The 23,118-nt window shown below is 53.9% G+C and carries 27 protein-coding genes and 1 CRISPR repeat array (1 of these 28 running past the window's edge); of the genes, 17 read left to right on the top strand and 10 right to left on the bottom strand.

The genetic code is table 11. The features are described 5' to 3' along the window. A CRISPR array of direct repeats spans window positions 1-9; the repeat unit is 33 nt (it extends 4,915 nt beyond the left edge of the window). A gap of 4 nt (window positions 10-13) precedes the next feature. Both B5477_RS14875 and B5477_RS14870 read left to right on the top strand, forming a co-directional pair. Then, window positions 14-316: a hypothetical protein gene (locus tag B5477_RS14875; protein ID WP_132085062.1), complete on the top strand. Its 303-nt coding sequence runs from the start codon at window positions 14-16 to the stop codon at window positions 314-316. Further along, window positions 285-509: a hypothetical protein gene (locus tag B5477_RS14870; RefSeq protein WP_132085063.1), complete on the top strand. Its 225-nt coding sequence runs from the start codon at window positions 285-287 to the stop codon at window positions 507-509. Before B5477_RS14875 ends, B5477_RS14870 begins: the two co-directional genes overlap by 32 nt. A gap of 1,062 nt (window positions 510-1,571) precedes the next feature. On the opposite strand, the gene B5477_RS07195 is transcribed toward B5477_RS14870, so the two are convergent. The 6 genes from B5477_RS07195 to B5477_RS07170 form a co-directional block, all read right to left on the bottom strand. Next, the gene (locus B5477_RS07195; RefSeq protein WP_079699054.1) at window positions 1,572-2,195 is read right to left on the bottom strand and encodes a flavodoxin family protein; all 624 of its coding nucleotides are present in this window, start codon (window positions 2,193-2,195) and stop codon (window positions 1,572-1,574) included. Beyond that, window positions 2,192-3,037, bottom strand: a complete 846-nt coding sequence (locus B5477_RS07190; protein WP_079699053.1) for a carbohydrate ABC transporter permease — start codon at window positions 3,035-3,037, stop codon at window positions 2,192-2,194. Before B5477_RS07190 ends, B5477_RS07195 begins: the two co-directional genes overlap by 4 nt. Continuing rightward, window positions 3,034-3,915 (bottom strand): carbohydrate ABC transporter permease, encoded by an 882-nt coding sequence (locus B5477_RS07185; protein ID WP_079699052.1) that lies wholly within the window; start codon window positions 3,913-3,915, stop codon window positions 3,034-3,036. Before B5477_RS07185 ends, B5477_RS07190 begins: the two co-directional genes overlap by 4 nt. A gap of 128 nt (window positions 3,916-4,043) precedes the next feature. After that, window positions 4,044-5,405 carry an ABC transporter substrate-binding protein gene (locus tag B5477_RS07180; protein ID WP_079699051.1) on the bottom strand — a complete coding sequence of 454 codons (1,362 nt, stop codon included), beginning with the start codon at window positions 5,403-5,405 and terminating at the stop codon, window positions 4,044-4,046. Window positions 5,406-5,417: 12 nt separating this feature from the next. Beyond that, window positions 5,418-6,722: a family 4 glycosyl hydrolase gene (locus B5477_RS07175; protein WP_079699050.1), complete on the bottom strand. Its 1,305-nt coding sequence runs from the start codon at window positions 6,720-6,722 to the stop codon at window positions 5,418-5,420. Between the two features lie 232 nt (window positions 6,723-6,954). After that, the gene (locus B5477_RS07170) at window positions 6,955-7,905 is read right to left on the bottom strand and encodes an AraC family transcriptional regulator (protein ID WP_079699049.1); all 951 of its coding nucleotides are present in this window, start codon (window positions 7,903-7,905) and stop codon (window positions 6,955-6,957) included. Between the two features lie 509 nt (window positions 7,906-8,414). On the opposite strand from B5477_RS07170, the gene B5477_RS07165 reads away from it, so the two are divergent. The 6 genes from B5477_RS07165 (at window position 8,415) to B5477_RS07135 (ending at window position 11,359) form a co-directional block, all read left to right on the top strand. Continuing rightward, on the top strand, window positions 8,415-8,729 hold the full coding sequence (locus tag B5477_RS07165; protein ID WP_079699048.1) for an ArsR/SmtB family transcription factor: 315 nt from the start codon (window positions 8,415-8,417) through the stop codon (window positions 8,727-8,729). 95 nt (window positions 8,730-8,824) lie between these two features. Further along, window positions 8,825-9,826: a permease gene (locus tag B5477_RS07160; protein WP_079699047.1), complete on the top strand. Its 1,002-nt coding sequence runs from the start codon at window positions 8,825-8,827 to the stop codon at window positions 9,824-9,826. A 16-nt stretch (window positions 9,827-9,842) separates the two neighbouring features. Further along, the gene (locus B5477_RS07155) at window positions 9,843-10,184 is read left to right on the top strand and encodes a thioredoxin family protein (protein WP_015544478.1); all 342 of its coding nucleotides are present in this window, start codon (window positions 9,843-9,845) and stop codon (window positions 10,182-10,184) included. A gap of 3 nt (window positions 10,185-10,187) precedes the next feature. Continuing rightward, window positions 10,188-10,598 carry an arsenate reductase ArsC gene (locus B5477_RS07150; RefSeq protein WP_079699046.1) on the top strand — a complete coding sequence of 137 codons (411 nt, stop codon included), beginning with the start codon at window positions 10,188-10,190 and terminating at the stop codon, window positions 10,596-10,598. A gap of 148 nt (window positions 10,599-10,746) precedes the next feature. Further along, window positions 10,747-11,169 (top strand): RNA polymerase sigma factor, encoded by a 423-nt coding sequence (locus B5477_RS07140; protein WP_079699045.1) that lies wholly within the window; start codon window positions 10,747-10,749, stop codon window positions 11,167-11,169. Further along, complete coding sequence (locus B5477_RS07135) at window positions 11,162-11,359, top strand: helix-turn-helix domain-containing protein (RefSeq protein ID WP_079699044.1); 198 nt, start codon at window positions 11,162-11,164, stop codon at window positions 11,357-11,359. The genes B5477_RS07140 and B5477_RS07135 overlap by 8 nt, the downstream gene beginning before the upstream one ends. On the opposite strand, the gene B5477_RS07130 is transcribed toward B5477_RS07135, so the two are convergent. Next, window positions 11,337-11,582, bottom strand: coding sequence for a hypothetical protein (locus tag B5477_RS07130; protein WP_242942144.1), 246 nt, complete (start codon window positions 11,580-11,582; stop codon window positions 11,337-11,339). The two genes, B5477_RS07135 and B5477_RS07130, sit on opposite strands and share 23 nt — an antisense overlap. 3 nt (window positions 11,583-11,585) lie before the next feature. Further along, complete coding sequence (locus B5477_RS15040) at window positions 11,586-12,083, bottom strand: hypothetical protein (RefSeq protein WP_159448964.1); 498 nt, start codon at window positions 12,081-12,083, stop codon at window positions 11,586-11,588. Between the two features lie 102 nt (window positions 12,084-12,185). Between B5477_RS15040 and B5477_RS07125 the strand changes: the two genes are divergently transcribed. The 7 genes from B5477_RS07125 to B5477_RS07095 all read left to right on the top strand — a co-directional run bounded on the left by B5477_RS07125 (window position 12,186) and on the right by B5477_RS07095 (window position 18,188). Continuing rightward, complete coding sequence (locus tag B5477_RS07125) at window positions 12,186-12,584, top strand: plasmid mobilization protein (protein ID WP_066522956.1); 399 nt, start codon at window positions 12,186-12,188, stop codon at window positions 12,582-12,584. Next, complete coding sequence (locus tag B5477_RS07120; RefSeq protein ID WP_066522957.1) at window positions 12,556-14,172, top strand: relaxase/mobilization nuclease domain-containing protein; 1,617 nt, start codon at window positions 12,556-12,558, stop codon at window positions 14,170-14,172. The genes B5477_RS07125 and B5477_RS07120 overlap by 29 nt, the downstream gene beginning before the upstream one ends. Then, complete coding sequence (locus B5477_RS07115; protein ID WP_079699043.1) at window positions 14,162-14,548, top strand: cysteine-rich VLP domain-containing protein; 387 nt, start codon at window positions 14,162-14,164, stop codon at window positions 14,546-14,548. Before B5477_RS07120 ends, B5477_RS07115 begins: the two co-directional genes overlap by 11 nt. Before the next feature lie 15 nt (window positions 14,549-14,563). Then, a complete protein-coding gene (locus B5477_RS07110; protein ID WP_232818859.1) occupies window positions 14,564-15,415 on the top strand; it encodes a replication initiator protein A in 852 nt (283 codons plus the stop codon). Further along, complete coding sequence (locus B5477_RS07105) at window positions 15,412-16,254, top strand: ATP-binding protein (RefSeq protein ID WP_066522962.1); 843 nt, start codon at window positions 15,412-15,414, stop codon at window positions 16,252-16,254. Before B5477_RS07110 ends, B5477_RS07105 begins: the two co-directional genes overlap by 4 nt. Window positions 16,255-16,268: 14 nt before the next feature. Continuing rightward, a complete protein-coding gene (locus B5477_RS07100; protein ID WP_066522963.1) occupies window positions 16,269-16,457 on the top strand; it encodes a transposon-encoded TnpW family protein in 189 nt (62 codons plus the stop codon). 111 nt (window positions 16,458-16,568) lie between these two features. Continuing rightward, window positions 16,569-18,188 (top strand): recombinase family protein, encoded by a 1,620-nt coding sequence (locus tag B5477_RS07095; RefSeq protein WP_079699042.1) that lies wholly within the window; start codon window positions 16,569-16,571, stop codon window positions 18,186-18,188. 73 nt (window positions 18,189-18,261) lie between these two features. On the opposite strand, the gene B5477_RS14860 is transcribed toward B5477_RS07095, so the two are convergent. Together B5477_RS14860 and B5477_RS07085 are read right to left on the bottom strand one after the other, a co-directional pair. Beyond that, window positions 18,262-19,263 carry a Gfo/Idh/MocA family protein gene (locus tag B5477_RS14860; RefSeq protein WP_159448963.1) on the bottom strand — a complete coding sequence of 334 codons (1,002 nt, stop codon included), beginning with the start codon at window positions 19,261-19,263 and terminating at the stop codon, window positions 18,262-18,264. Beyond that, window positions 19,260-20,048: an HpcH/HpaI aldolase family protein gene (locus B5477_RS07085; RefSeq protein WP_079699041.1), complete on the bottom strand. Its 789-nt coding sequence runs from the start codon at window positions 20,046-20,048 to the stop codon at window positions 19,260-19,262. The genes B5477_RS14860 and B5477_RS07085 overlap by 4 nt, the downstream gene beginning before the upstream one ends. Window positions 20,049-20,229: 181 nt before the next feature. Here B5477_RS07085 and B5477_RS07080 point away from each other — a divergent pair, with 181 nt between their 5' ends. Together B5477_RS07080 and B5477_RS07075 are read left to right on the top strand one after the other, a co-directional pair. After that, window positions 20,230-21,300 carry a mandelate racemase/muconate lactonizing enzyme family protein gene (locus B5477_RS07080; RefSeq protein ID WP_079699040.1) on the top strand — a complete coding sequence of 357 codons (1,071 nt, stop codon included), beginning with the start codon at window positions 20,230-20,232 and terminating at the stop codon, window positions 21,298-21,300. A 349-nt stretch (window positions 21,301-21,649) separates the two neighbouring features. Beyond that, the gene (locus B5477_RS07075) at window positions 21,650-23,080 is read left to right on the top strand and encodes an aldehyde dehydrogenase family protein (protein ID WP_079699039.1); all 1,431 of its coding nucleotides are present in this window, start codon (window positions 21,650-21,652) and stop codon (window positions 23,078-23,080) included. Window positions 23,081-23,118 lie beyond the last annotated feature (38 nt).

Below are 23,118 nucleotides of genomic sequence, written 5' to 3'. Positions count from 1 at the left end.
GATAGAAATACCAATGAAAGATATTATACATTTAAGCGCACAAGACGAAGAAAGTTCTCAAGTAGATCAAAGAGCGGGATTAAATAAGCCATTACAATCAAGAGCGGTGTTTTTTGATAATAAAAGAATACCTTATCAGAAGAAACCCTGTGAGAGCATTCAATTCTTTTGGAAAAAGCTAAGGGATACTGGTAGTGATGTCTCTTTTCCTGTTAAGATTTATGAGAACAAAGGGAGGGGCTTATTTAAGTTCTCTAAGTATACAGCAAAGGAGGATATTGAAAATGTATTATTCTCAATTATTGATGCTCAGTAATAGTTTTTCAGAGAATACACTTGATAATATGGATAAATACCTTTCAGGCTTGTCTCCCGCAGCTCAAAAGCTAATTACTATTTCAAAAGTGTCTGACGCTCTCCAACTTGATTATCAGACAACTTCAGAATCACCTAAAAAAGTGCTTGGATATAGGATTATTCAAGAAAAGATACGCATTAAAATGCCATGAATGTGGCGTTCTCTTATATAAATAAAATCTTTACAAAGCATCGCGGATGTACTACCATACTGTCCAATATGTGAAAACGTAATTAATATTAAAGATATTAACTTTCAAAATGATGTAATTTTACTATTTTCCCTTAATACTCAACTCCCTTTTCAAATGGGACAACAGGATAGGATTCCTGTTTTGAACGCCTCAGGAGGAACTGTTGTCCATGTGGGTTCTCTTGACGGTGACGTTCAATATAAACTTGTAACATATGATGACCTGTTCTGTGTACAAGACTTTGAAAAACTGAGGTATCAGTTAGATCAGGTAAAAGGAGTCCATGGTACAACAACTAGGCAAGGCGCATCGCTTGAAAATTTTATATGCAATTTGTTTACGCAATGTGTCTTATTCCGTGCCACAACAGGGCAAAGAACACAGACAAATCAAATTGACACAATGATTAGAATAAAATGGCTAAGTAATTGCATGCTACTTAATCGAATTGGTAGTAGCTTTTATATTGAATGCAAAAATGAAAACCAAACGCCGTCTATAGATTACTTACAGAAATTTCGGGGAATTTTACATGACGCCGGAATGAAATTCGGTGTGTTTGTTAGTAAGCAGAGCGAACCTAGAACATACAAAGAAAATGTTAATTATATTTTCTTAAAAGACGATCTTGTCATCGTACGATTCTGTTTAGTCGAATTGGAGGAATTACTGAACGAAAGAATAAATCTGCTTGATTGTGATTGTCTCAGTATGCTCTGCATGGAGTGTCATCGCTTCGGCTGCTTCGTTAATAAAAATCCCCCTCTTTATTCTTGTCTGACTATGGGAACGTCCTTTCGATTATTACTTGATCTTATCATCTCCGTTCCTCCTTTTACTTTTTCAGTACTTTTGTTTAAAGCTTAAAAGCCACGTCTGTTCAGACTGTACTTAAAAAAATTTCCAGGTTAGAATACATCTTACCTTTCCTATTTATAGCTTTAATGCAGACTATAGCAGCAAATCAAAGAATCCCCCAAGGGACCATACGTCCCTTGGGGGATTCCCGCGATCGGGCCATTACCGATAATGATTTCCGATCTCCCGTCCGCCGCTGCGTGCCAAATTACCACACAGGCCGACCATCCTCCGGGCAACGATAGGCAGGCGGGCAAGCAGAGTGGGATCATTGTCGGCCTCCGGTCCGCCATAGAGAGCATGGTGCCCCGGATCCGCTTCCCGGGCGCCGTCACCGATAATAATCATTCCATGCACAAGCATCATGGCATGCAGCGATGCAGCGGTATTCTCCTGTCCCCCGTAAGTAGCGCCTCCCGTGACGAGGACGGCGCCCAACAAGTCTGTAAATGCACCGGAGAGGCGCCAAAAGCGGGATTTGTCGAAAAAAGCCTTGAGCTGCGCACTGACATTGGAATAATACACCGGCGTGCCGATCATGACGGCATCGGAGCTGGCAAGCAATTCGTAGGCCTCTTCCAGTCTGGTGCCGCGGGTACATTGCCCGAGGCAAGGGGAAGAGCAGGCGGTGCAGAAGGGTACGCGCTGTTGACGCATAAGCGCTCCGACATGGAGAAGATGCGTTTCGGCCCCCAATTTTTCGCACTCATCCAGGAACCGCGAAAGCAGCTTGGCGGTAGCACCGTTTTGACGTGCCGAGCCGTTGACGGCGATAATCCGGCTCATCCCTTGATCCCGCTCGCGGCGATGCCCTGCACGAAAAAGCGCTGGAAGCAGGCAAATACCACAACCATGGGCAGGATGCAGACCAAGGACGCGCTCATTACGCTTGACCAGTCCACATACTGATAGCTCTGCATCACCTTGAGCCCCAGCTGTACGGTGTAATGCGCCTGATCCTTCACCACAATGAGGGGCCACAAAAAGTCGTTCCAGCGCCACATGAACGTGAAGATGACAAGCACGCCGATGAGCGCATGGCAATTGGGAACAATGACCGAGAAAAAGATGCGCAATTCCCCCGCCCCGTCCACCCGGGTGGCTTCAATAAGTTCGTCAGGAATTTCACTGATGAACTGGCGCGCCAGGAACAGCCCAAACGCTTCCGCACAGGAAGGGATGATGAGTCCGACGAGGCTATTGAGCCAACCCAGCTTTGAAAGAATGATGAAATTGGGGACCATGGTAATCTGCATTGGAATCATCAGGGTGGACAGAACGACCAAAAACAGCGCGTTCTTACCGGGAAACGAATATTTTGCAAAGGAAAACCCGGCCAGCAGATTGATAAATACGGTGATGATCACCGCGGTCACCGTGACAATCGAACTGTTGAGAAAGTAGGTGCCAAACGGGGCCATGGACAAGGCCTTGGAGATGTTCTCAAATTGCAGCGACGAGGGGAAAAACTTGGGCGGCACGACGAGAATCTCCGAGGCGGGCTTGAGTGCGGTGGTAATCATCCAGTAAAAAGGGAACAGCGTATACAGCGTGAAGAGCACCAGCAGCACGATGAGGAATACATCCACCACCCTGGAACCGTCGAGGGTCCTTCTGTGTTTTCTCATTTTGCTCCCTCCTCCCCGCGCAGCTGAAGCAGCGTAAATGCGACCATAAAGAGAAGCAGCAGCACTCCCACCGCGGAAGCGCGGCCCATTTCCCCCGTTTGAAAGCCCAGCTCATAAATATACTGTACCATGGTCGTCGTGGCCTTCGCGGGTCCGCCGCCGGTCATCACATAAATGATATCGAACGACTTGAAGCTGTAAATCATCGACATGATGAGCACGAACACATGGGTGTTGCGCAGCAGCGGCAGGGTGATATAGCAAAACTGCTGCCAGCCGTTGGCTCCATCCACCCGCGCCGCTTCATAAAAGCTGGGCGATAAGCCCTGCAGCGCGGACAGATAGATGATCATATTGTATCCCACCCTGAACCAAAGCGTGGCGACAATGATGGGGATCATGGCCGTGGCAGGCTCAATGAGCCACCCCACCGGATCGAGTCCGAGCAGGGAGAGGAGATAATTCAGTATGCCGTAGTCGGCGTTGAAAATCCATGACCAGAGAATACCGGTGACCACCATGGAGATAACGACCGGAATGAAAAGCGCACTGCGAAAAAAGACCCGAAACGGAATACGCTTATTCAAAATTACAGCCAGCCCGAGCGCCAGCACCATGCTGGTGGGAACAGTGCCCAGCGTATAATAAACCGTATTCCAAACGCTGCGCCAGAACACCTTGGACGTGAGCAGCTTCTGATAGTTTTCCAGCCCGATGAAAACCGGCGTACCCAGTATGTTCCACTTGGTCAGACTGATATAAATGGTGTAAAACAGCGGCACGATCATAAAGGTCAAAAACAAAATCATATTCGGCGCAATAAACAGATAAGGGATCAGAGAGATTTTTTTACGCCTCTTCAAAGTGGTAGCTGCCATTTTGCCTCCTGTCGCCGCCAAAACGGCGGCGGCCACCTCCTTTTGGCGGGCGGCTCGCCAGATTCCGGATGATTCAAGTGGCTCCCCCCTGCTCGCTGAGGGAGGAGCCACCAGTGGTGTTTGTATCCTTACTCGGCCAGCGCCTCCTCGACGGCGGCGTCAAAGTCGGCAGCGATGGTGGCGGTCGGGGTGTCCTCCAGAACGACGCGCTCGATGGTCTCGCTGAAGAGCTTGGAAACCTTGGAAAAACCTTTGCTCGTCTGGCAGGCAACCATAGCGGGGGCCATCGTACCGGCCTGCTTGACGAAGTAGTTCATTTCGTCGGAATAGGTCTGATAGGTGATCCCCTCCTCGGAAAGGGAGGTGCGCACCGGCAGGAAATTGGCGTTCTCACAGAAGTATCTGGAGCTCTCCTTGCTGGTCATGAACTGCACAAATTTTGCCGCTTGCGCGGGATGCTCGCCGGCGCTGGTGATGCACAGCTCGCCGCCGCCCAGATCGGAACCGATTTTCCCATCGCGCTGGGGCATATAGGTGACGCCCCATTTGTCCTTGAGGTTTTGATCATACTGGGACATCATCCAGTTGCCGGAAATAATCATCGCAGCCTGGCCGGTGGAGAAGATATCGTCCACCCCTTCGGAGCTCTCGGGGCTGATGGGTGCGAGGAGGCCGTCGCCGACCCATCCGTCGATCATATCGAGAACCTCCAGGCACTTCGGATCAGACAGGTTCCCGCGGGTGTAGTCCGCATTCACCACGCTTCCTCCATTGGCATAGATCCAGGGGAAAAGGGCGTAAGACTTCGTTTTGGTCCAGCGATAGACAAAGGAATATTTAACGCCGTTGTCCTCCTTGACCTTTTTGGCGATGTCGCCGAATTCCTCCCAGCTCCATGCCTCCTCCATCGTGGTGGGCGGCGTGATCTGGGACTTTTGGAACATATCCTTGTTGTAGAAAATGAGATAGGTATCCGTCTGCAGCGGGAACGCGACGAGCTTACCGTCTACCACCGCGGCCGCCTTGAACGCCGGCAGCAGGTCGTCGACCTCGCTCTGATCGATGTAAGGGCTCATATCGCCCAATATTCCGGCGTCCACATAGGTACCGGCCTGCTGATAGAGCATTTTGCACACATCCGGCGCCTGGCCGCCCGCAATCCGGGTATCCAGCGAGGTGTAGTAGTCAGCATAGGAGAGCATCTGTTTTTCGATCTTGATGTTTGGATTTTCCTCCATAAAGCGGTCGATCAGGGTATTGTAGGCGTCCTCCTCGGGACCCGCCCCCGCCCAGAAGGCGAATTCCAACGTAACGGGTTCCCCTCCCGCTTCACTGGACGGGGCCGTGGAGGAGGCCTCCGATGCAGGTTCGGACGTGGGAGCCCCGGCGGCGGAGCTGGCAGATCCACCCGAGCCCGCGCAGCCCGGCAACAGGCCGCAGAAAACCGACAGGGTCAGAAGAGCGGATAATGTCTTTTTACCGTGTTTCATGATTGTTCCTCCTTATTTTAACGTAACGATGTAGTCCCGGTCAGCCTCCAGGAGCTCCTCGAACATGCCGCGTATTTCAGCGGGCGAGCATACGGCCGCACTCAGGGGATCGAGCATCAGCGCATGCTCCGCCATGTCCCGGCTGCCCTCCAATACGGCGCCCACTGCCAGGGAAAAGAAATCCATGTTGGAACGGTTCAGCGCCGCCAGGTGTTCCGGCAGCTTGCCGAAGCGGCAGGGCGTCACCCCGTTGTGGTCGCACAGGCAGGCCACCTCCACCACGCCGTCGCTCCGCAGGTTTTCGATCAGGCCGCGGTTGGGAACGTTGCCGTAGATTACGGCCGGCTCGTCCTTGACGACGGCCCCAATGATAACAGGGGCATATTCCTCAGAGGACTGAATGACGATGTCCTCTTCACCCGCCAGCTGCTTTCTGATCATTTCGTCACGGTTTTTACGCCACTCGGGCCAGCCGTAGGCATAAAAGCCGGTACCGCCATTGTAGCCGAGCGAGCAATGCGCGTCGATGAGGTCCTGGCGCTTGCGGTAATAGGGAATGTATTCGGAGAAATGGCCTGAGGATTCTGTGACAAAATAGCCGCAATACCTAAGAAAATCCAGCCGGACCGGATCGTTTTTGACAAATTCCGGATCCTCGGCGCGGCGCTTGAGCTCGGGGTAAAGATCGCGTCCCCGATGGGTGAGCGTCGTATACCAGGACATGTGATTGATCCCCGCGCAGCTGTACTTTAGCTCCTCATACGGGACCTCCAGCAGTTCGGCCAGTTTGCGCGCGGTGTACTGGACGGAATGGCACAGGCCCACGACGGGAATATCGGTGACGAGCGAGGTTGCCAGCGTAACGGCCGACATCGGATTGGAATAGCTCAAAATCAACACCTCGGGACAAAGCTCCTCGATAACCTTTACGATCTTCAGCCACTGGGGCACGAGACGCAGCGTCTTGAAGAGGCCGCCGGGTCCCATCGTGTCGCCGATACACTGTTTGACACCGTATTTGAGCGGAATTTCAAATTCGTTTTTGACCGTTTGAAGTCCCATGACCTCGATCTCATTGATAACGAATTTTGAACCGCCGATCACCTCTCTCAGATCGGTGGAAGCGCTCACGCTCCATTTCCCGGTTTTTTTCGTCTTATCGATGGTCATTTCCACAATGCGGCGCGCCAGATCGAGCCGTTCGGCATTGGTATCCACCAGCGCCAGCTCGCCGCCCTCCAGGCCTTCGATACGCAGGATGTCAATGACAATTTTCTGAGTAAAAGCGCTTCCGGCGCCAATGATCGAAATTTTCACAGGCAAAGCCTCCCAACAAAATGTTGCATATTCAATAAATTAAAGCCGATCCATAGCTAAATTATAGTGCTATATGCAACACTGTTGGAGAGATGGGTTGACTGTTCATTCGGATATTTTGACTTCAAAATTCTGAAATCCAACACCAATTACTCAGAAATATTGATCTTTTCTCTCTTCCACCATATAAAAAAAGCAGCGCCGTAAGGCGCTGCCCGAAGTGCAATGAGCATTATTTTATAACAGGAGCCTGCGGCTCCAATACATAGTGACGGGCCTCTCCCAAAAGGTCGCCTTCCAAACTGGTGCCGTATGTGATATGCCTGAACTGGCGGCGGTAAGTGTTGGGGCTCATGTCCATGAGCTTCTTGAAGGCCCAGTGAAAGTTGGTGACATTGTTATATCCGCAAAGAGAGGCAATTTCTGTAACAGGGCGGTCGCTGTCCCGCAACAGGCTCCGCGCGGCGCTGATACGGCGCATCATAATAAACCTGTTGACAGAATAGCCCGTTTCTTTTTTAAATTCCCGGCTTAGATAAGAAGGATTGACAAAGACCTGGGCGGCAATGCCTCCCAGCGTCAGCGCATCCGTATAATTGGCGTTGATGTAGCTCATGGCGGACATGACTGCGCGGCGGAATTTGGCGCCTCTCGGAAGCTCAATGACGTCGCTGGCGCCGCTGTCCTGTACGGCAAAGAGCCGCGCCACCTCGATGAGCAGCGCATGCATGAGGCACGAGACGATCTCAACCGAATGGCTGTCTTCCATCGAATATTCATCGCGCAGCCGTTCCAAATAGCCGACAATCCGCCGGCGGGACTCGGGAAGCGTGCGCGCATGATGACAAAATCCAGACGACTGTACCGTCAACGCCGGAGGGATGAGGCTTTCGTTCTCGCAGGGCCGCATGAGCTCTAAAATCTTTTCATCAAACAGAATGACGAACGCCGCAAAGGGTTCGCCGTTAAACGACTGGCATTTATGCAGCTCGTCACTGCGAATAAAAAGCAGGTCCCCCGCTTCAAATGAATAATAACGGTTGGCAACAAAGTAAAATCCTCGTCCAGTAAGCGCATAAAAAAGCTCATACTCGCTGTGGAATTCCACCGGCATTTTCCAGTCGCCTTCATTGCGGTTGACAAAGAAGCGAAATCCATATTTGTCAATCCCAAGCTGATTCAAAGCACTCCCCCCTCTCTTAAAAGCATTCTATCATTACTTTCGATTAAAATCAACAAATTCCCCATTATTATGCGGTTTACAGGTTGAAACAAAAAATGGAATTCTTGCCCGAGCGAACCGTCCATAAGAATCCCCTGAGGAAACATTTGATTCCTCAGGGGATTCTTTTAAGACAGCCACTGCGATACCTTGACATTTCCAGGAGTGATATATAAATTACACCTCGACCCATTGTCCCGAGTAGGCGCTTTGGAAGGCGGCCTCGCAGAGCTCCATGTCCCGCGCCCCCGCCGCAAAGTCCGCGTAGTCCCGCCGCGCCCCGGGCTCCGACAGCGATCGGTAAAACTGCTTAAACCCCTGGTAGAAAGCTCATGTGCCGTAAAGTAACACAAGAAAACTTGATAGACATCAGTCTCCTATTCCGTGAAAATTTGCAGAATGGTATTGACAGATTGCGTAATGCGGCATATACTAAGTCGTATCAAAATAATTTGATATGAGGTGAGTACATGAGGACAGAGTATCAGGAGCAAGCGAAGGTGTTTAAGGCTCTCTGTGACCCCAAGCGTCTTTCAATCTTGGAACAGCTAAGAAGCGGTGAAAAGTGCGCTTGCGTCTTACAAGAGCCATTAGATTTAACGCAATCTGGTCTTTCATACCACATGAAAATCCTCTGTGACTCTGGAATTGTTGTCAGCCGTCAGGAGGGGAAATGGACACACTACCGCCTGAGCACTTCCGGCAGGGAGTACGCGGTGGAGCTGTTGAAAAAGTTGACAACCCCGGACACAGAGGAAAAACGCACTTGTCCAAAGTGCGGATAAAAAACGCCATCTACAAGGAAAAGGATGGCGTTTTCTAAGCCACATCATATCAAATATTTTTGATATATTGTTATAAATGAAAGTGAGGTTTTTGCATGGGAGTCTGGGACTTTATTCAAGACCAAGTGCTTGGCATGAAATGGCTAAACGGACTGATCGGGAGAGGTTTGTCTGTACTTGGTTTGGACGTGAATGGACGTATTGGTGGCAGTGTGCAATTTTTTATTTACGATGTTTTGAAGATCACAGTGCTGCTCTGCGTACTGATTTTTATAATTTCTTATATCCAAAGTTACTTCCCGCCGGAGCGTAGCAAGCGTATTTTAGGACGCTTCCATGGAATCTGGGCGAACATTGTGTCTGCCTTGCTGGGAACCGTGACACCATTTTGTTCCTGTTCATCTATACCACTGTTTATCGGTTTTACAAGTGCAGGATTGCCTTTGGGTGTAACATTTTCGTTCCTGATTTCATCTCCTATGGTAGATTTGGGAAGTCTCGTCCTGCTGATTAGTATTTTTGGCGCAAAAGTTGCCATTGTCTATGTGATTTTAGGGCTTATTATCGCCGTTGTCGGAGGTACAATCATCGAAAAATTACGCATGGAAAAGTATGTGGAAAGTTTTGTGCTGTCTGCGGGAAAGGTAGATATTGAATCTCCTGATTTGACGAAACGGGAGCGGCTTACTTATGCAAAAGAACAAATGCTTAGCACCTTCAAAAAAGTGTTTCCCTATATTCTGATTGGTGTCGGTATCGGTGCGTTGATACACAACTGGATACCGGAAAGCTGGATTGTTACGGTTCTGGGAAGCAACAATCCCTTTGGCGTAATCATTGCCACGATTGTAGGCATCCCCATGTATGCAGATATTTTTGGCACAATTCCCGTTGCGGAAGCACTTCTTTCCAAGGGCGCTCAGCTGGGTACGGTTCTGTCCTTTATGATGGCGGTTACAACCCTGTCGCTGCCTTCCCTGATTATGCTTCGCAAGGCTGTAAAACCCAAACTGCTGTCGCTGTTCATCGGAATTTGTGCGGTTGGAATTATTTTAGTGGGCTATTTATTTAATGCGTTTCAGATCATTTTGATTTAATAGGAGGTATTGAACTATGGGATTGTTTAACAAAAAGAAAGCGGAAAAAAATTGCTGCTGCGGAAGTAGCTGCACACCCGAAAAGATGGAGCAGGCAGAGACAGTCAAAACGGCTGCCGGCGTGAAAGTGCTGGGGTCTGGCTGTGCCAAGTGCCACGCACTGGAAGATGCTGCGAAAGCAGCACTGGAAGAACTGAACATGGATACAACCATAGACCATGTAACGGATTTCGCCCAAATTGCTGCATACGGCGTGATGACTACCCCTGCCCTTGTTGTGGATGGCAAGGTTGTATCCTATGGTAAGGTTTTGAAAAAGGACGAGGCAAAAGCCCTCATCCAAAAAGTCAGAGGGTAAAGTATGAAAGAAAAGCCAAAAGTAGCATTTATCTGTGTTCACAATTCCTGTCGCAGTCAAATTGCAGAAGCACTTGGGAAATATCTGGCCGCTGATATTTTTGAAAGTTACTCTGCCGGTACAGAAACTGTACCGCAAATCAATCAGGAAGCGGTTCGGTTGATGAAACAACTCTATAACATTGACATGGAAAAAACGCAATACAGTAAACTGTTGAGCGCACTTCCTCCTGTTGATATTGTTGTAACAATGGGGTGTAATGTAAACTGTCCTTATCTACCTTGCAAATATCGGGAAGATTGGGGGCTGGAAGATCCCACAGGAAAAGACGAGGGAGAGTATCGGGAAACCATATCAGCGATTGAGCAAAAAATAACAGCATTAAAGAAATTTATTCAGACTAATTTCAAATAGCAAAGCCAGCCGAGCCAGTCAACGGTCAAGATGAACGGCGCATACGCGCCGCCGTTGACAGCCCCGCCCGCTTTTGCAAACAGGCAATCAAGGGGCGACAGCAAGGAGTGCTGCCGCCCCGCACTATTATCAGAGAGGGGGAATTTCCATGACCGAAGATGAAGCCTACAAGGTGCATATCCAGTACACCTTTAACGCCTTTTGCAAGGTTGTCATTCGTCATGCAGCCATAGATAAAGTTATCAATCTGCGCCGGAGGTGGGAACGGGAAGTTTCCCTTGACTATCTGATGAATGAGAAGTTTGTCCAGTTTGCCGAGCCGGAGCAGCTTGAAGAATATCTTTTTACCGCCTGCGGACAGACCGCCGTTCTGTACCATGCGGAACTTGCCGCTGCCCTTGCCCTCTTGCCGGAGCAGACGCAGGAAGAAATTTTCCGCTACTATTTCATGCGCCAGCCGCAGCGCGTGATCGGCGTACATATCGGCCGGACACGCAGCACAGCGGGGCGGCATATCCAGCTTGCCTTGAAGCGGCTCCGGCGGCTTATGGAGGGAAAACGCTATGAGTAAACTTCTCCCCTATGAAACAATCGTCAAGGCGCATGAGGGCGACCCGGACGCAATCGACACCGTTCTTTCCCACTACGCCGGATATATCCGCTACTGTTCCAAAGTACACGGGAAAGTCAACGCCGAGGTTGAGGAATATGTGAAGCAGAAGCTAATTGCTGCTTTATTCAAATTTCGTTTTGACCGATAAACTTTACAACTGAATACCCGCCGCCCACCGGCGCGGCCAGTGAAAGCAGTAAGTCTGAAAAAGATTTGCTGCTTTTTTTGTTGCCCAGCTCCGTTTCCGGCCATTTTGCCCTGTTTGGATTGTAGTAGTAAGTGAGAGGGAAATTTTTTGCCCCGGCGTTTGGCATTTCTGATTTTTGTCCGTAGTAAGAAGCAAAGAGAAAATAAGCCGTTTTGTTTGGCAAATTTCAAAACGCGGTGGTGTAGGGAGTGAAAGGAAAAATTTTCTGCCCCGCCGGTTGCCAAAAACCTGTTGCCCGGATTACTAAGGCAAAAGAAATTTTGAAAAATCTTCTTTCAGCGGGTAGCTGGCGGCCTTTGAAATGTATCTTTAGCGAAAAGGAAAAAAGACCGTACACAGCGAGCCGGAAGCCCCGCCCTGTCCGTTCTATGTACGCAAAAACCAGACAGGGGCAGTTTGCGGCAGTTACAGAGCAAGTTTCTACCACGGTGCCAAAATCCGCAATTCTGCGGTTTTGCCCCTCGCGGGAAACTTGTTGGGGAGTGCCTTCCCCAAACCCTGCTTTGCGCCCTTGCGGGCGAAAAAACTGAAAACAGTTTTTGTTATTTTCCAAAAAGTTGCCCAATGGGAGAAGTAGAGAGTTTTTTACCCCAAACGCAAAAAAATTTTTGTTATTTCCCGAAAAGTTCAGCAATGAAAGGGGTAGAGAGATTTCTCCGCCCAAAGTAGAAAAAAGTTGCCCAATAGGAGGAGTGAGGGGAAAAATTCTCCGCCCAAAATCCGAAAAAATTCAGCAATAGGAATAGTGAGAGGAGGTTTTCAGCCTATGCCGAAGCGATACAACACACCCCACCGCAGCCGCGTTGTGAAAACCCGGCTGTCCGAAGATGAATACGCCGACTTCACAGCGCGGCTTGCGCCCTATGGTATCAGCCAGTCCGAATTTCTCCGGCAGGCGATACGGCGCACCGCCATACGCCCCGTTATCCATGTATCAGCGGTCAATGACGAGCTGCTTTCCGCTGTCGGGAAACTCACAGCCGAGTACGGCAAAATCGGCGGCAACCTTAACCAGATAGCCCGGTGTCTGAACGAGTACGGCGCACCCTACAACGCGCTGTCCGGCGAGGTACGCGCCGCCATAGCCGACCTTGCCGCCCTCAAGTATGAAGTCTTACAGAAAGTAGGTGACGCGGTTGGCAACACTCAAGCATATCAACTCTAAAAACGCCGACTACGGAGCCGCCGAACAGTATCTGCTGTTTGAGCATGACGAGTTTACCATGAAGCCCGTCCTTGATGAAACCGGCAGGCTTATCCCCCGCGAGGACTACCGGCTGTCCACGCTGAACTGCGGCGGGGAGGATTTTGCCGTTGCGTGTATGCGGGCAAATCTCCGCTATGAGAAAAACCAGCGGCGGGAAGATGTGAAAAGCCACCACTATATCATCAGCTTTGACCCACGGGACGGGCCGGACAACGGCTTGACCGTAGACCGGGCGCAGGCATTGGGCGAGAAGTTTTGCGCCGAACATTTCCCCGGCCACCAAGCCCTTGTATGCACTCACCCGGACGGGCATAACCACAGCGGCAATATCCATGTGCATATCGTCATTAACAGCCTGCGGATTGAGGAAGTGCCGTTCCTGCCCTACATGGACAGGCCAGCCGACACGAAAGCCGGGTGCAAGCACCGCTGTACCGACGCGGCCTTGCGCTACTTCAAGTCCGAAGTCATGGAGATGTGCCACCGGGAGGGGCTTTATCAAATCGACCTCTTGAACGGCAGCAAGAACCGCGTCACAGACCGAGAGTATTGGGCGCAGAAAAAGGGACAGGCCGCGCTGGATAAGCAGAACGCCCCCATGATTGCAGGCGGTATCACGCCCCGGCAGACCAAGTTTGAAACGAACAAGGAGAAGCTGCGGCAGACCATACGCGCCGCGCTGTCTGCGGCGGCCTCATTCGAGGACTTTTCCTCTCTGCTGCTGCGGGAGGGCGTGGCCGTCAAGGAGAGCCGGGGGCGGCTTAGTTACCTCACGCCAGACAGGACAAAGCCCATTACCGCCCGCAAGCTGGGCGACGATTTTGAACGCGCCGCTGTCCTTGCCGTTTTGGAACAGAACGCCGCCAGAACCGCAGAAAAGGCCGCAGCTATATCCAGTACGCCGCCCTCTATCAAAGACCAACTGCGGGCAGACAGAGCCGCCCGAACCGCCCCGAATGTGCAGCGGCTTGTGGACATTGAGCAGAAGAAAGCCGAGGGCAAAGGCCGGGGCTATGAACGCTGGGCGACCATGCACAACCTCAAACAGATGGCCGCGACGCTGAATGTGTATCAGGAATACGGCTTTACTTCCCCGGAGCAGTTAGAAGCCGCCGTTGATACTGCCTATCAGGAAATGCGCCAGACCAGCGGCGAACTGAAAGCACTGGAAACGAAGCTACAAGGGAAAAAGGAGTTGCAGCGGCAGGTGCTTGCCTACGCCAAGACCAAGCCCGCCCGCGACGGGCTGAAAGCGCAGAAATCCGAGAAAGCCCGCGCCGCATACCGGCAGGCGCATGAGAGCGACTTTATCATAGCCGACGCAGCCGCCCGGTATTTCAAGGCGCATGGTATTACCAAGCTGCCCGCCCGGAAAGCGTTGCGGGACGAGATCGAGCAGCTTGTTTCCAAGAAATCCGGCCTGTATAACACCTACCACGAACAGAAACAGCGGTATGCGGAGTTGCAGACCGTCAAGCGGAACATCGACCAGATTTTGCGCCGGGAGGAACCCCGCCGCAGAAAGGAGCAGAGCCATGAACGATAAGCTGCCCCGCATGGACTACCGACAGCACCGGCGGGCGCGGCGGCTGGTGCATGAGTGCTGTAACTACGATGGAGGGAACTGTCTGCTGTTAGATGACGGGGAGCCTTGCGTGTGCGTCCAGAGCATTTCCCTTTCCCTCATGTGCCGGTGGTTCCGTGTGGCTGTCCTGCCCCTTGACGGGGAACTGGCCGCAGCCCTCTTGTACCGGGGGAGCCGGAAACGGTGCGCCGTCTGCGGCGCGGCCTTTGTCCCCAAATCCAACCGGGGAAAATACTGCCCCGACTGCGCCGGACGCATGAAGAAAATCAAAGCCGCCGAGCGAAAACGGAAACAAAGGCATAAATGTCACGCTTTAGAGCCTTTCAAACCCGCATAAATCAAGGCTTTTTTCGTGGGTGTCAAAGGGTGTGCGATACATTTATCCTTTTCCTCCGGAAACGGCGTTCTAAATGCGTACAAACCGCCAAAATCAACCCGAACACAGGGAGGTGATACTATCGCTGATTATATCACGGCAGACACGAAGCTGCCCGCCTATCTGCCCTATCCCCGTTTCCTGTTCAAAATGGAGATTTCCCAGACCGCCAAGCTGCTCTATGCGCTGCTGTTAGACCGCTCCACCCTCTCCCAGAAGAACAAGTGGCAGGACGACGAGGGCAGGATTTATATTATCTATCCCATCGCGGAGATAGCCGAAATACTGGATAAAGGCAGCACCACCATAAAGGGGGCGCTTAACGAACTGGACATGGCGGGGCTTTTGGAACGGGAACGGGGCGGCTTCTCCGCACCGAACCGGCTATATGTGAAAGTGCCGCGTGTGCCACAGGTACAGTTTTCCGACCAACTGATGGCCGGAAATCCGACCCTCACAGAGCCGGAAAACCGACCTACTGATGGTCAGAAAACCGACCTTATGATGGTCGGAAAACCGTCCCCTAACCAAACTACTATAAACAACCTTACAGAGAACCAAACAATGGGAGCGAGTGGGGAGCCGCCCGCAGCTTTTGGCAGATACCAGAATATTTTTCTGTCACAGACCGAATACGACGAGTTGCAGGCAGAGTACCCCGACAGGCTGGAACGGTTCATCGAGGAATTGAGCCAGTATATCGCCGCCACCGGGAAAGATTACCGCAACTATGCCGCCGCTGTCCGTATGTGGGCAGACCGGGACAGAAAGGGAGCCGCAAAACAGGGCGTCCCCGATTACTCATTCAAGGAGGGAGAGAGCCTATGAACACCACATTTTCAGAAATGATTGACAGATTGACCGCCACCACCCCGGAGCAGGAGGACTACACCGGCGAGGACGGTTTACTGTACTGCGGCAAGTGCCATAAGCCGAAAGAAGCCTATTTTGCGCCGGACAAGGCCGCTATCTTTGGCCGTGACCGCCACCCGGCAGAGTGCGACTGCCAGAGAGCCGCCCGCGAGGAACGGGAAGCCGCCGAGAAACGGCAAAAGCACCTTGACACCGTAGAGGACTTGAAACGCCGGGGCTTTACCGACCCCGCCATGCGGGACTGGACTTTTGAGAACGACAACGGCCAGAACCCGCAGGCAATCCGGGCGCGCAACTATGTGAAGAACTGGGAACGGGCTTACGCCGGGAATGTGGGCTGCCTGTTCTGGGGGAGCGTCGGCACCGGCAAGAGTTACCTTGCGGGCTGTATCGCAAACGCCCTCATGGAGAAAGAAATCCCCGTCTATATGACGAATTTTGCCCTTATCCTCAATGACCTTGCCGCCAGCTTTGAGGGCAGGAATGAATATATTTCCCGTCTTTGCCGCTATCCGCTGCTAATCCTTGACGACTTCGGTATGGAGCGCGGGACAGAATACGGGCTGGAACAGGTTTTCCATGTGATTGACAGCCGTTACCGCAGCCGCAAGCCGCTGATCGTCACGACCAACCTCACGCTTTCAGAGTTGCAGCACCCAAAAGACACCGCCCATTCCCGGATTTATGACCGGGTGCTGGAAATGTGTCCCCCGGTGTGCTGTACCGGCGGCAATTTCCGCAAAAAGGCCGCACAGGACAAGCTGGGGCTTTTGAAAGAACTGATGAACGAGTGAAAGGAGTATTGCCTATGGCAGATAACAAGCAGCCCGACACCCGCACCGCCCGCCGCCCCGACTGTGTGACGGAAATCCGCATGGGCAATTCCGTCCTTGTCGTGTCCGGCTATTTCAAGAAAGACACTACCACCACCGCCGCCGACAAAATGGCGCGGGTACTGGAAGCGGAAGCCGCTGCTACACAAAAACCGGCGATTTGACAAGCTGTAAAGAAGCAGATTTGACACTTTTGCCGCTATACAACCAGCCCTGTTCCGTGGTACAATGAAACCACGGAATAGTGGGGCTGGCTGTCGGAAACGGAGGATTTTATGTTAAGACAAGCCACCCAAAACCTCATTACCGCCCTTTATCCGAGATTGTCCCATGAGGACGAATTGCAAGGCGAGAGTAATTCCATATCGAACCAAAAACGGATACTCGAAACCTTTGCAAAACAGAATGGCTTTACCAACCTGCGCTGGTACACCGACGACGGCTATTCCGGCGCGAACTTTCAAAGGCCCGGTTTTCAAGCCATGCTTGCAGACATTGAAGCCGGGAAAGTGGGTACGGTCATCGTCAAGGACATGAGCCGGTTAGGGCGTAACTACTTGCAGGTGGGATTTTACACGGAAATGCTGTTCCCTCAAAAGGGAGTGCGTTTTATCGCTGTCAACGACAATGTGGACAGCGCAAACGGCGGCATGGACAACGATTTTACCCCTCTGCGAAATCTGTTCAACGAATGGCTGGTGAGAGATACGAGCAAGAAAATCAAGGCAGTAAAACGAGCAAAAGGCATGAGCGGCAAGCCCGTTACCAGCAAGCCGGTGTATGGCTACCTCATGGACGAGGACGAGAACTATATCGTTGACGAGGAAACCGCGCCGGTAGTCCGGCAGATATACCAGCTTTGCCTTGCCGGGAACGGCCCGACCAAGATTGCCCGTATGCTTACGGAGCAGCAAATCCCCACGCCGGGGACGCTGGAATATCAGCGGACTGGCAGCACACGCCGCTATCACCCCGGCTATGAGTGCAAATGGGCGACAAATACCGTTGTCCACCTGTTGGAAAACCGGGAGTACACCGGCTGTCTGGTAAACTTCAAGACGGAGAAGCCCTCTTACAAGACCAAGCACAGAGTAGAGAACCCCATCGAGAAGCAGGCCATTTTCCCGAACCACCATGAGCCGATTATCGACACGGAAACATGGGAGCGCGTGCAGGAGTTACGCAAGCAGCGCAAACGCCCGAACCGCTATGATGAAGTGGGGCTGTTCTCCGGTATGCTGTTCTGCGCCGACTGCGGCCATGTGATGTACCAGCAGCGGTATCAGAACAAGAACCGCAAGCAGGACTGTTACATCTGCGGCAGCTACAAGAAGCGCACCAGCGACTGTACGGCGCACTTTATCCGCACCGACCTGTTGACCGCCGGTGTCCTCTCCAATCTCCGGCAAGTGACCGAGTATGCCGCCAAGCATGAGAGCCGCTTTGTGAAGCTGCTTATCCAGCAGAACGAGATCGGCGGCAAGAGAAAGACCGCCGCAGCCACGAAGCAGCTTGAACAGGCACAGGAGCGCATTTCTGAAGTGAGCCGCATAATCAAGCGGCTGTATGAGGACAATGTGAACGGCAAAATCAGCGACGAGCGTTTCATGGAACTGTCGGCAGACTATGAGCAGGAACAGCGGGAACTGAAAGACCGCGCCGCCGCTTTGCAGGAGGAACTTTCCAAGTCGCAGGCCGCCACCGTCAATGCGGAAAAGTTTATGGGTATCGTCCGAAAGCACCTTGCCTTTGAGGAATTGACCCCCACCCTCTTGCGGGAGATGATTGAGAAAATCGTCGTGCATGAGTGCAGCTATGACGAGAACGGCACCCGCAGGCAGGACATTGAGATTTATTACAGCTTTGTCGGCAAGATTGACTTGCCCGAAGCCTAACGCCCGACCTATCCGACACAACGCGCGAGTGCCGGATAGGAACGGCAAAATTTTTTACACTTCTATTACTTCTTTATCGCACATCAGTAAACGCCCCCGGAAACCCCTCGCCGTGCCCCGCAGGGTAGGAGATCAGCTCCGCCGTCTCCCTATCGCAGTCCGACGGGTCCTTTTGCAGCAGCAGATTGCCCCCCTCCCGGCGCCCCAGCTCCAGCTGGTCCGGCCGTTCCAGCTCCCACTGCGCCGACTGTTTCGTCCCCGAGACCTGCAGCCGCAGGCTGTTCTTCCTCCCCGCGCACATCTGCGAGAAGCAAGCGCTCCCCACCGCTCCTCCCTCAAAACGCAGCAGCACGCTCGCCAGGTCCTCCGTCTCGACCGGCTCCTCAACGTACCCGGTATCCGGCCCCGCCTTCGCAAAGGTCGCAAGCTCCCCCTTCGCCCGCTTTCGCACCGGGTACCAGGTTTTAAATTGCGCCATCACGCCCGTGATCCGCTTCCCCGTCACATACTCCGCCAGGTCCAGCCAGTGCGAGCCAATGTCCGCCACCGTGCGCGTGCACCCCGACTGCTCCTTCGACAGCCGCCAGCTGTAGTCCGTCTGGTAGAGCAGCCAGTCCTGCAAGTAGGCTCCGTCCACCGAGATGACCTCCCCCAGCTCCCCTCCCAGGCAGAGGGTGCGCAGCCGGTGGGTCATGGGATAGAAGCGGTTGTGGAAGTTGACCATGTTGCCGTTCCCCCGCTCCTTCGCCAGCGCGGCGAGCTCGCGGGCTTCCTCCACCGTGCGGGTGAAGGGCTTCTCGCAGACGACGGCGAGCGAGCGCTCAATCGCCGCCTTGGCGATGGGGTAATGCAGGTGGTTGGGGGTGCAGATATGCACCGCGTCTAAGGTCTCCTGCGCCAGCAGCTCCTCCCAGTCCTCGCACCAGAACGGGACATGGTACCGTTCGGCGATCTCCTGCGCCCCCACCGGGGCGCAGACGGCGGCCACCTCCACCCCGGGCAGGCGGCGCAGCGCGTCGATATGCGCCATCCCGACGAAGCCCAGGCCGATCACCCCGACTCGGCAGCGTTTCATCGCGCCACCTCCTTTTGAAACAGCTCCTTCATCCCTTTCAGGGTGGCGGTGCCCTGCTTGACCAGGAACTCCTCGTCGCCCCCCACCGAGATCAGCCGCGCGCCCCGCGCCATCCATTCCTCCACAATCTCCGGCATGTATCCCATCGACACCCCGAACGGCCGCCCGTCCGCGCGGCACTTCTCCCCGATCTCATCGAGCAGCCCCAGCAGCTGCGGATCGCGCAGCTGCCCGATCTTCCCGATCGAGGCCGACAGGTCCATCATCCCCACCACGAACGCGTCGATCCCCGGCACGCTGAGGATCTCATCCAGGTTGCGCACCGCGTCGATGTGCTCGAGCTGCGCGATCACCCAGGTCTTCTTCGCCTGCTCGAAGTACTCCTCCATCGGGGTGAGCCCGTACCGGATCGCCCGCCCCGGCGCATAGCCACGGATCCCCTCGGGCGGGTATTTGCAGGCCGCCACCGCGGCCGCCGCCTCCTTCGCCGTGCGGATGAAGGGGAAGATGACCCCGTCCATCCCGATCTCCAGCACAGGCTTTACCAGCACCGGGTCGTTCCAGGGCACGCGGTAGAAGGCCGCCGCGCCGTTCGCCTGCGCGGCGCGCACCTGCGCGGCCACCATGTCGAGCGTCAGGGCGCTGTGCTCCCCGTCGATCCAGATATAGTCGTACCCCTCCATCGCGAACAGCTCGCTGAAGCTCGCCTCCCGCCACTTCACATGCGTCCCGATGGCCAGGCCACCGTTTTCCAGCTTCTTCTTTAACTCGTCAATTCGGAACATTTCGTCCCCTCCAAAGTATATTAACGTTAATATAACTGATCATCTTTATCTTACCCACCCCTCCCCAACTTGTCAAGCACGGCGCAATAAATTTATTTTTTATCTTTACAGAATAGATTTTATCCACTATAATAGCAACAGAAGAGTATATTAACGTTAATATAATGGAGGTATTCCCAATATGAAAATTACCGATATAAAGTGCCACCGCCTCAAGGAAACCACTCTGCTGCCGGCCATCCCCCGCAACCTGATCGAATACACCCTGGTAAGGGTGCTGACCGACGAAGGGATCGAAGGCGATTACATCATCTGGTCCGAAGTCCCCTCATCCCGGCCCGGCGCGGTGGCCGAAGCCCTGCGCCAGATGCGCCCTTACCTGCTCGGGGAGGACCCGCTGCTCATTGAACGCCACTGGCAGCGCCTGGGCAAAATGTGGTATGCCGAAAAGGGGCCGGCCTTCGCCGCTATCGATTGCTGCCTATGGGACATCGCCGGCAAGAAAGCCGGGCTGCCGCTCTACAAGCTGCTCGGCGGCGCGCGGGATAAGATCCTCGCCTACGCCAGCGGCGAGCCGCCCAAGTCCCGCGAGGAGAAGGCCGAGCAGGCCGCCGAGCTGCGCGAGCGGGGCTACCGCGCCAGCAAGGTCCATCCCTTCAGCATGGAGGACTGCCGCGCGGTACGGAAGGCGGTCGGTGATGAAATGATCCTGATCCACGACGCGATCTTCGCCCTGGACGTGCCCGAAGCGCTGCGGGTGGGGCGGGTACTGGAGGAGCTCAGATTCCACTGGTACGAGGCCCCCCTCCCCGCCGAGGATATCGACGGCTACGCCTATTTGACAAAAAAGCTGGACATCCCGGTGACGGTGGAACTGCGCGGGGACTACCGCACCTATCTCGAGAGGCGTGCGGTCCGGATCTTCCGCACGATCAGCGATTTCACCGGCGGGATCACCGAAATGAGAAAGCTCGCCACCCTATGCGGAATGTACGGCCTCAATTTTGAACCGCACTCGTTCGGCGGGACCTATACGCAGGCCGCGAATTTGCATTGCATGCTCTCGATCACCAATTGCGAGTTCTTCGAGCTGCCGCTGGTGCGGGGAAAGGAAGGGGCCTTCGACGTCGGCGTGCAGAAGGGACTCCGCATCGACTCCGAAGGCTATGTCCATGCCCCGGAAGGGCCGGGACTGGGGCTAATGCTCGACTGGGATGTGGTCAAGGCCGGGGAAGAATATTGTCTAGACTGAGCCATGAGACGGGCCCGAAGCGTACGCTTCGGGCCTTTTTTGTCCCCTTCCCCTGTTTTTGAGAAGCAGTAATATGGATCATATCCCATGACCATCAGCTTCGTGACCGGTTTTTGTCCAAATTACGGGTTGGGCTTCTGCCCGATTTTATGAAGCGCTTTCGGCAAAGACAGGATAATTCATACTAATGTACAAAGATTTCTTGTTATCTTTGTATAGTTCAACATCGCTTTTCTCTTGACATTAACGTTAATATAGATTATATTGATATTAACGTTAATATACAACTGAAAATCAATATCCGCCCGCGCCTCGGTGCGGCGGAAGCAAAACAAAGGAGCCGTGAGAGATGGTCAAACAGTACATAGACGGTATGCTGGTGGACGGCCTCGGCGAACCCTTCGGGGTGTGCGACCCGGCCACCGGGGAGGAGATCGCCACGATCGGCGCGGCCACCGCGCAGCAGGCCGAGGCGGCCCTCCTGGCCGCGCAGCGCGCCTTTTCATCCTGGTCAAAAACCACCATGGACGAACGGGTGGCCTGGCTGCACAAATTCCGCGACGCCCTGCTGGCGGAGAAGGACTTCATCTGCGACCTCCTCTCCCGCGAGACCGGAAAGCCCTTCCGGGTGGCGGTGGAGGATTTCGACTGGTGCACCGACTGCCTGCAGTTTTATGCCGAGGAGGTGCGCCGGGTCTACGGCACCTCCCTCCCCTGCTACAACCGCCCCTACGGGAACACCTACCACATCGTGGAGAAACGCCCGCTGGGCGTGATCGTGGGGCACCTGGCCTGGAACTACCCGCTGGGCAACGCGGGCTTCAAAATCGGCCCGACAATCGCTTCGGGCTGCACCTGCGTGCTCAAGCCCTCCTCCGACGCGCCGCTGGCCACCCTGTATATGGGCGAAATCGCACATCGGATCGGGCTGCCGGCGGGAGTGCTCAACATCCTGGCGGGCCCGGTCGAGGAGCTGGGGCCGGCGCTCAACTCGAGCACCATCCCCAAGATGATCACCCTGATCGGCTCGTCCCGTTCCGGGCGGATGGTGATGGCCCAGGGCGCGACCTCGATCAAGCGCTACTCGCTCGAGCTCGGCGGCAATGCGCCGTGTATAGTGATGGAGGACGCCGACCTCGCGCTCGCGGCCAAGTCGATCGTCGACAAGAAGACCTCGAATTCCGGGCAGATGTGCACCGACTATAACCGCATCTATATCCACGAGAGCATCTATGAAAGGATGACCGGACTGGTGCTCGAAAACCTGCGGCAGGTCAAACTCGGCAAACACCGCGAGGAGGGCAACACCATGGGCCCGATGATCACACGGGCCGCCCGCGACCGGATGTTTGAGCTGCTCGCGGACGCCAAGCAGCGCGGCGCCAGGCTCCTCTGCGGCGGCGAAACCCCCGCCGGATACGAGCAGGGCAACTGGATCACCCCCGCCCTGCTGGCGGACGTCACCGAGGATATGCGCGTCTCCCGGGAGGAGATCTTCGGGCCGATCATCGCGCTGCGCCCCTACCGGGACCTCAGCGAGGTGCTGCGCCTGGCGGTGGACACCGAATACGGCCTGGCCTCCTATCTCTTTGGGCACGATGCGCGCAAGCTCTCACAGGCCTTTGAGGCGCTGGAGTTCGGCGAGGTCTTTGTCAACGACGCGGGCGGCGGCCCGCAGCTGCCCCATGTGGGGGTCAAGCAGTCCGGGATCGGGTGCGATTCCTCCGCCTGGAGCCTCGACGAATACTACGAGCTGCGCCGGATCGCCATGATCCCCTGACCAAAAATCAAACGGCCAAACCTTTAAGACAACAAAAA

The sequence above is a fragment of the Provencibacterium massiliense genome (assembly GCF_900169495.1).
In the GTDB taxonomy this organism is placed as follows: Bacteria; Bacillota; Clostridia; order Oscillospirales; family Ruminococcaceae; genus Harryflintia; species Harryflintia acetispora.
The sequence above is the reverse complement of the archived record's forward strand: the minus strand, read 5'-3'. Positions and strand labels throughout refer to the sequence as shown.

Bases quoted from the DNA above. Each gene is read 5' to 3' on its own strand.
- B5477_RS14875 (WP_132085062.1), top strand. From the start codon at position 14: ATGAAAGATATTATACATTTAAGCGCACAAGACGAAGAAAGTTCTCAA.
- B5477_RS14870 (WP_132085063.1), top strand. From the start codon at position 285: ATGTATTATTCTCAATTATTGATGCTCAGTAATAGTTTTTCAGAGAAT.
- B5477_RS07195 (WP_079699054.1), bottom strand. From the start codon at position 2,195: ATGAGCCGGATTATCGCCGTCAACGGCTCGGCACGTCAAAACGGTGCT.
- B5477_RS07190 (WP_079699053.1), bottom strand. From the start codon at position 3,037: ATGAGAAAACACAGAAGGACCCTCGACGGTTCCAGGGTGGTGGATGTA.
- B5477_RS07185 (WP_079699052.1), bottom strand. From the start codon at position 3,915: ATGGCAGCTACCACTTTGAAGAGGCGTAAAAAAATCTCTCTGATCCCT.
- B5477_RS07180 (WP_079699051.1), bottom strand. From the start codon at position 5,405: ATGAAACACGGTAAAAAGACATTATCCGCTCTTCTGACCCTGTCGGTT.
- B5477_RS07165 (WP_079699048.1), top strand. From the start codon at position 8,415: ATGAGGACAGAGTATCAGGAGCAAGCGAAGGTGTTTAAGGCTCTCTGT.
- B5477_RS07160 (WP_079699047.1), top strand. From the start codon at position 8,825: ATGGGAGTCTGGGACTTTATTCAAGACCAAGTGCTTGGCATGAAATGG.
- B5477_RS07155 (WP_015544478.1), top strand. From the start codon at position 9,843: ATGGGATTGTTTAACAAAAAGAAAGCGGAAAAAAATTGCTGCTGCGGA.
- B5477_RS07150 (WP_079699046.1), top strand. From the start codon at position 10,188: ATGAAAGAAAAGCCAAAAGTAGCATTTATCTGTGTTCACAATTCCTGT.
- B5477_RS07140 (WP_079699045.1), top strand. From the start codon at position 10,747: ATGACCGAAGATGAAGCCTACAAGGTGCATATCCAGTACACCTTTAAC.
- B5477_RS07135 (WP_079699044.1), top strand. From the start codon at position 11,162: ATGAGTAAACTTCTCCCCTATGAAACAATCGTCAAGGCGCATGAGGGC.
- B5477_RS07125 (WP_066522956.1), top strand. From the start codon at position 12,186: ATGCCGAAGCGATACAACACACCCCACCGCAGCCGCGTTGTGAAAACC.
- B5477_RS07115 (WP_079699043.1), top strand. From the start codon at position 14,162: ATGAACGATAAGCTGCCCCGCATGGACTACCGACAGCACCGGCGGGCG.
- B5477_RS07105 (WP_066522962.1), top strand. From the start codon at position 15,412: ATGAACACCACATTTTCAGAAATGATTGACAGATTGACCGCCACCACC.
- B5477_RS07100 (WP_066522963.1), top strand. From the start codon at position 16,269: ATGGCAGATAACAAGCAGCCCGACACCCGCACCGCCCGCCGCCCCGAC.
- B5477_RS07095 (WP_079699042.1), top strand. From the start codon at position 16,569: ATGTTAAGACAAGCCACCCAAAACCTCATTACCGCCCTTTATCCGAGA.
- B5477_RS14860 (WP_159448963.1), bottom strand. From the start codon at position 19,263: ATGAAACGCTGCCGAGTCGGGGTGATCGGCCTGGGCTTCGTCGGGATG.
- B5477_RS07085 (WP_079699041.1), bottom strand. From the start codon at position 20,048: ATGTTCCGAATTGACGAGTTAAAGAAGAAGCTGGAAAACGGTGGCCTG.
- B5477_RS07080 (WP_079699040.1), top strand. From the start codon at position 20,230: ATGAAAATTACCGATATAAAGTGCCACCGCCTCAAGGAAACCACTCTG.
- B5477_RS07075 (WP_079699039.1), top strand. From the start codon at position 21,650: ATGGTCAAACAGTACATAGACGGTATGCTGGTGGACGGCCTCGGCGAA.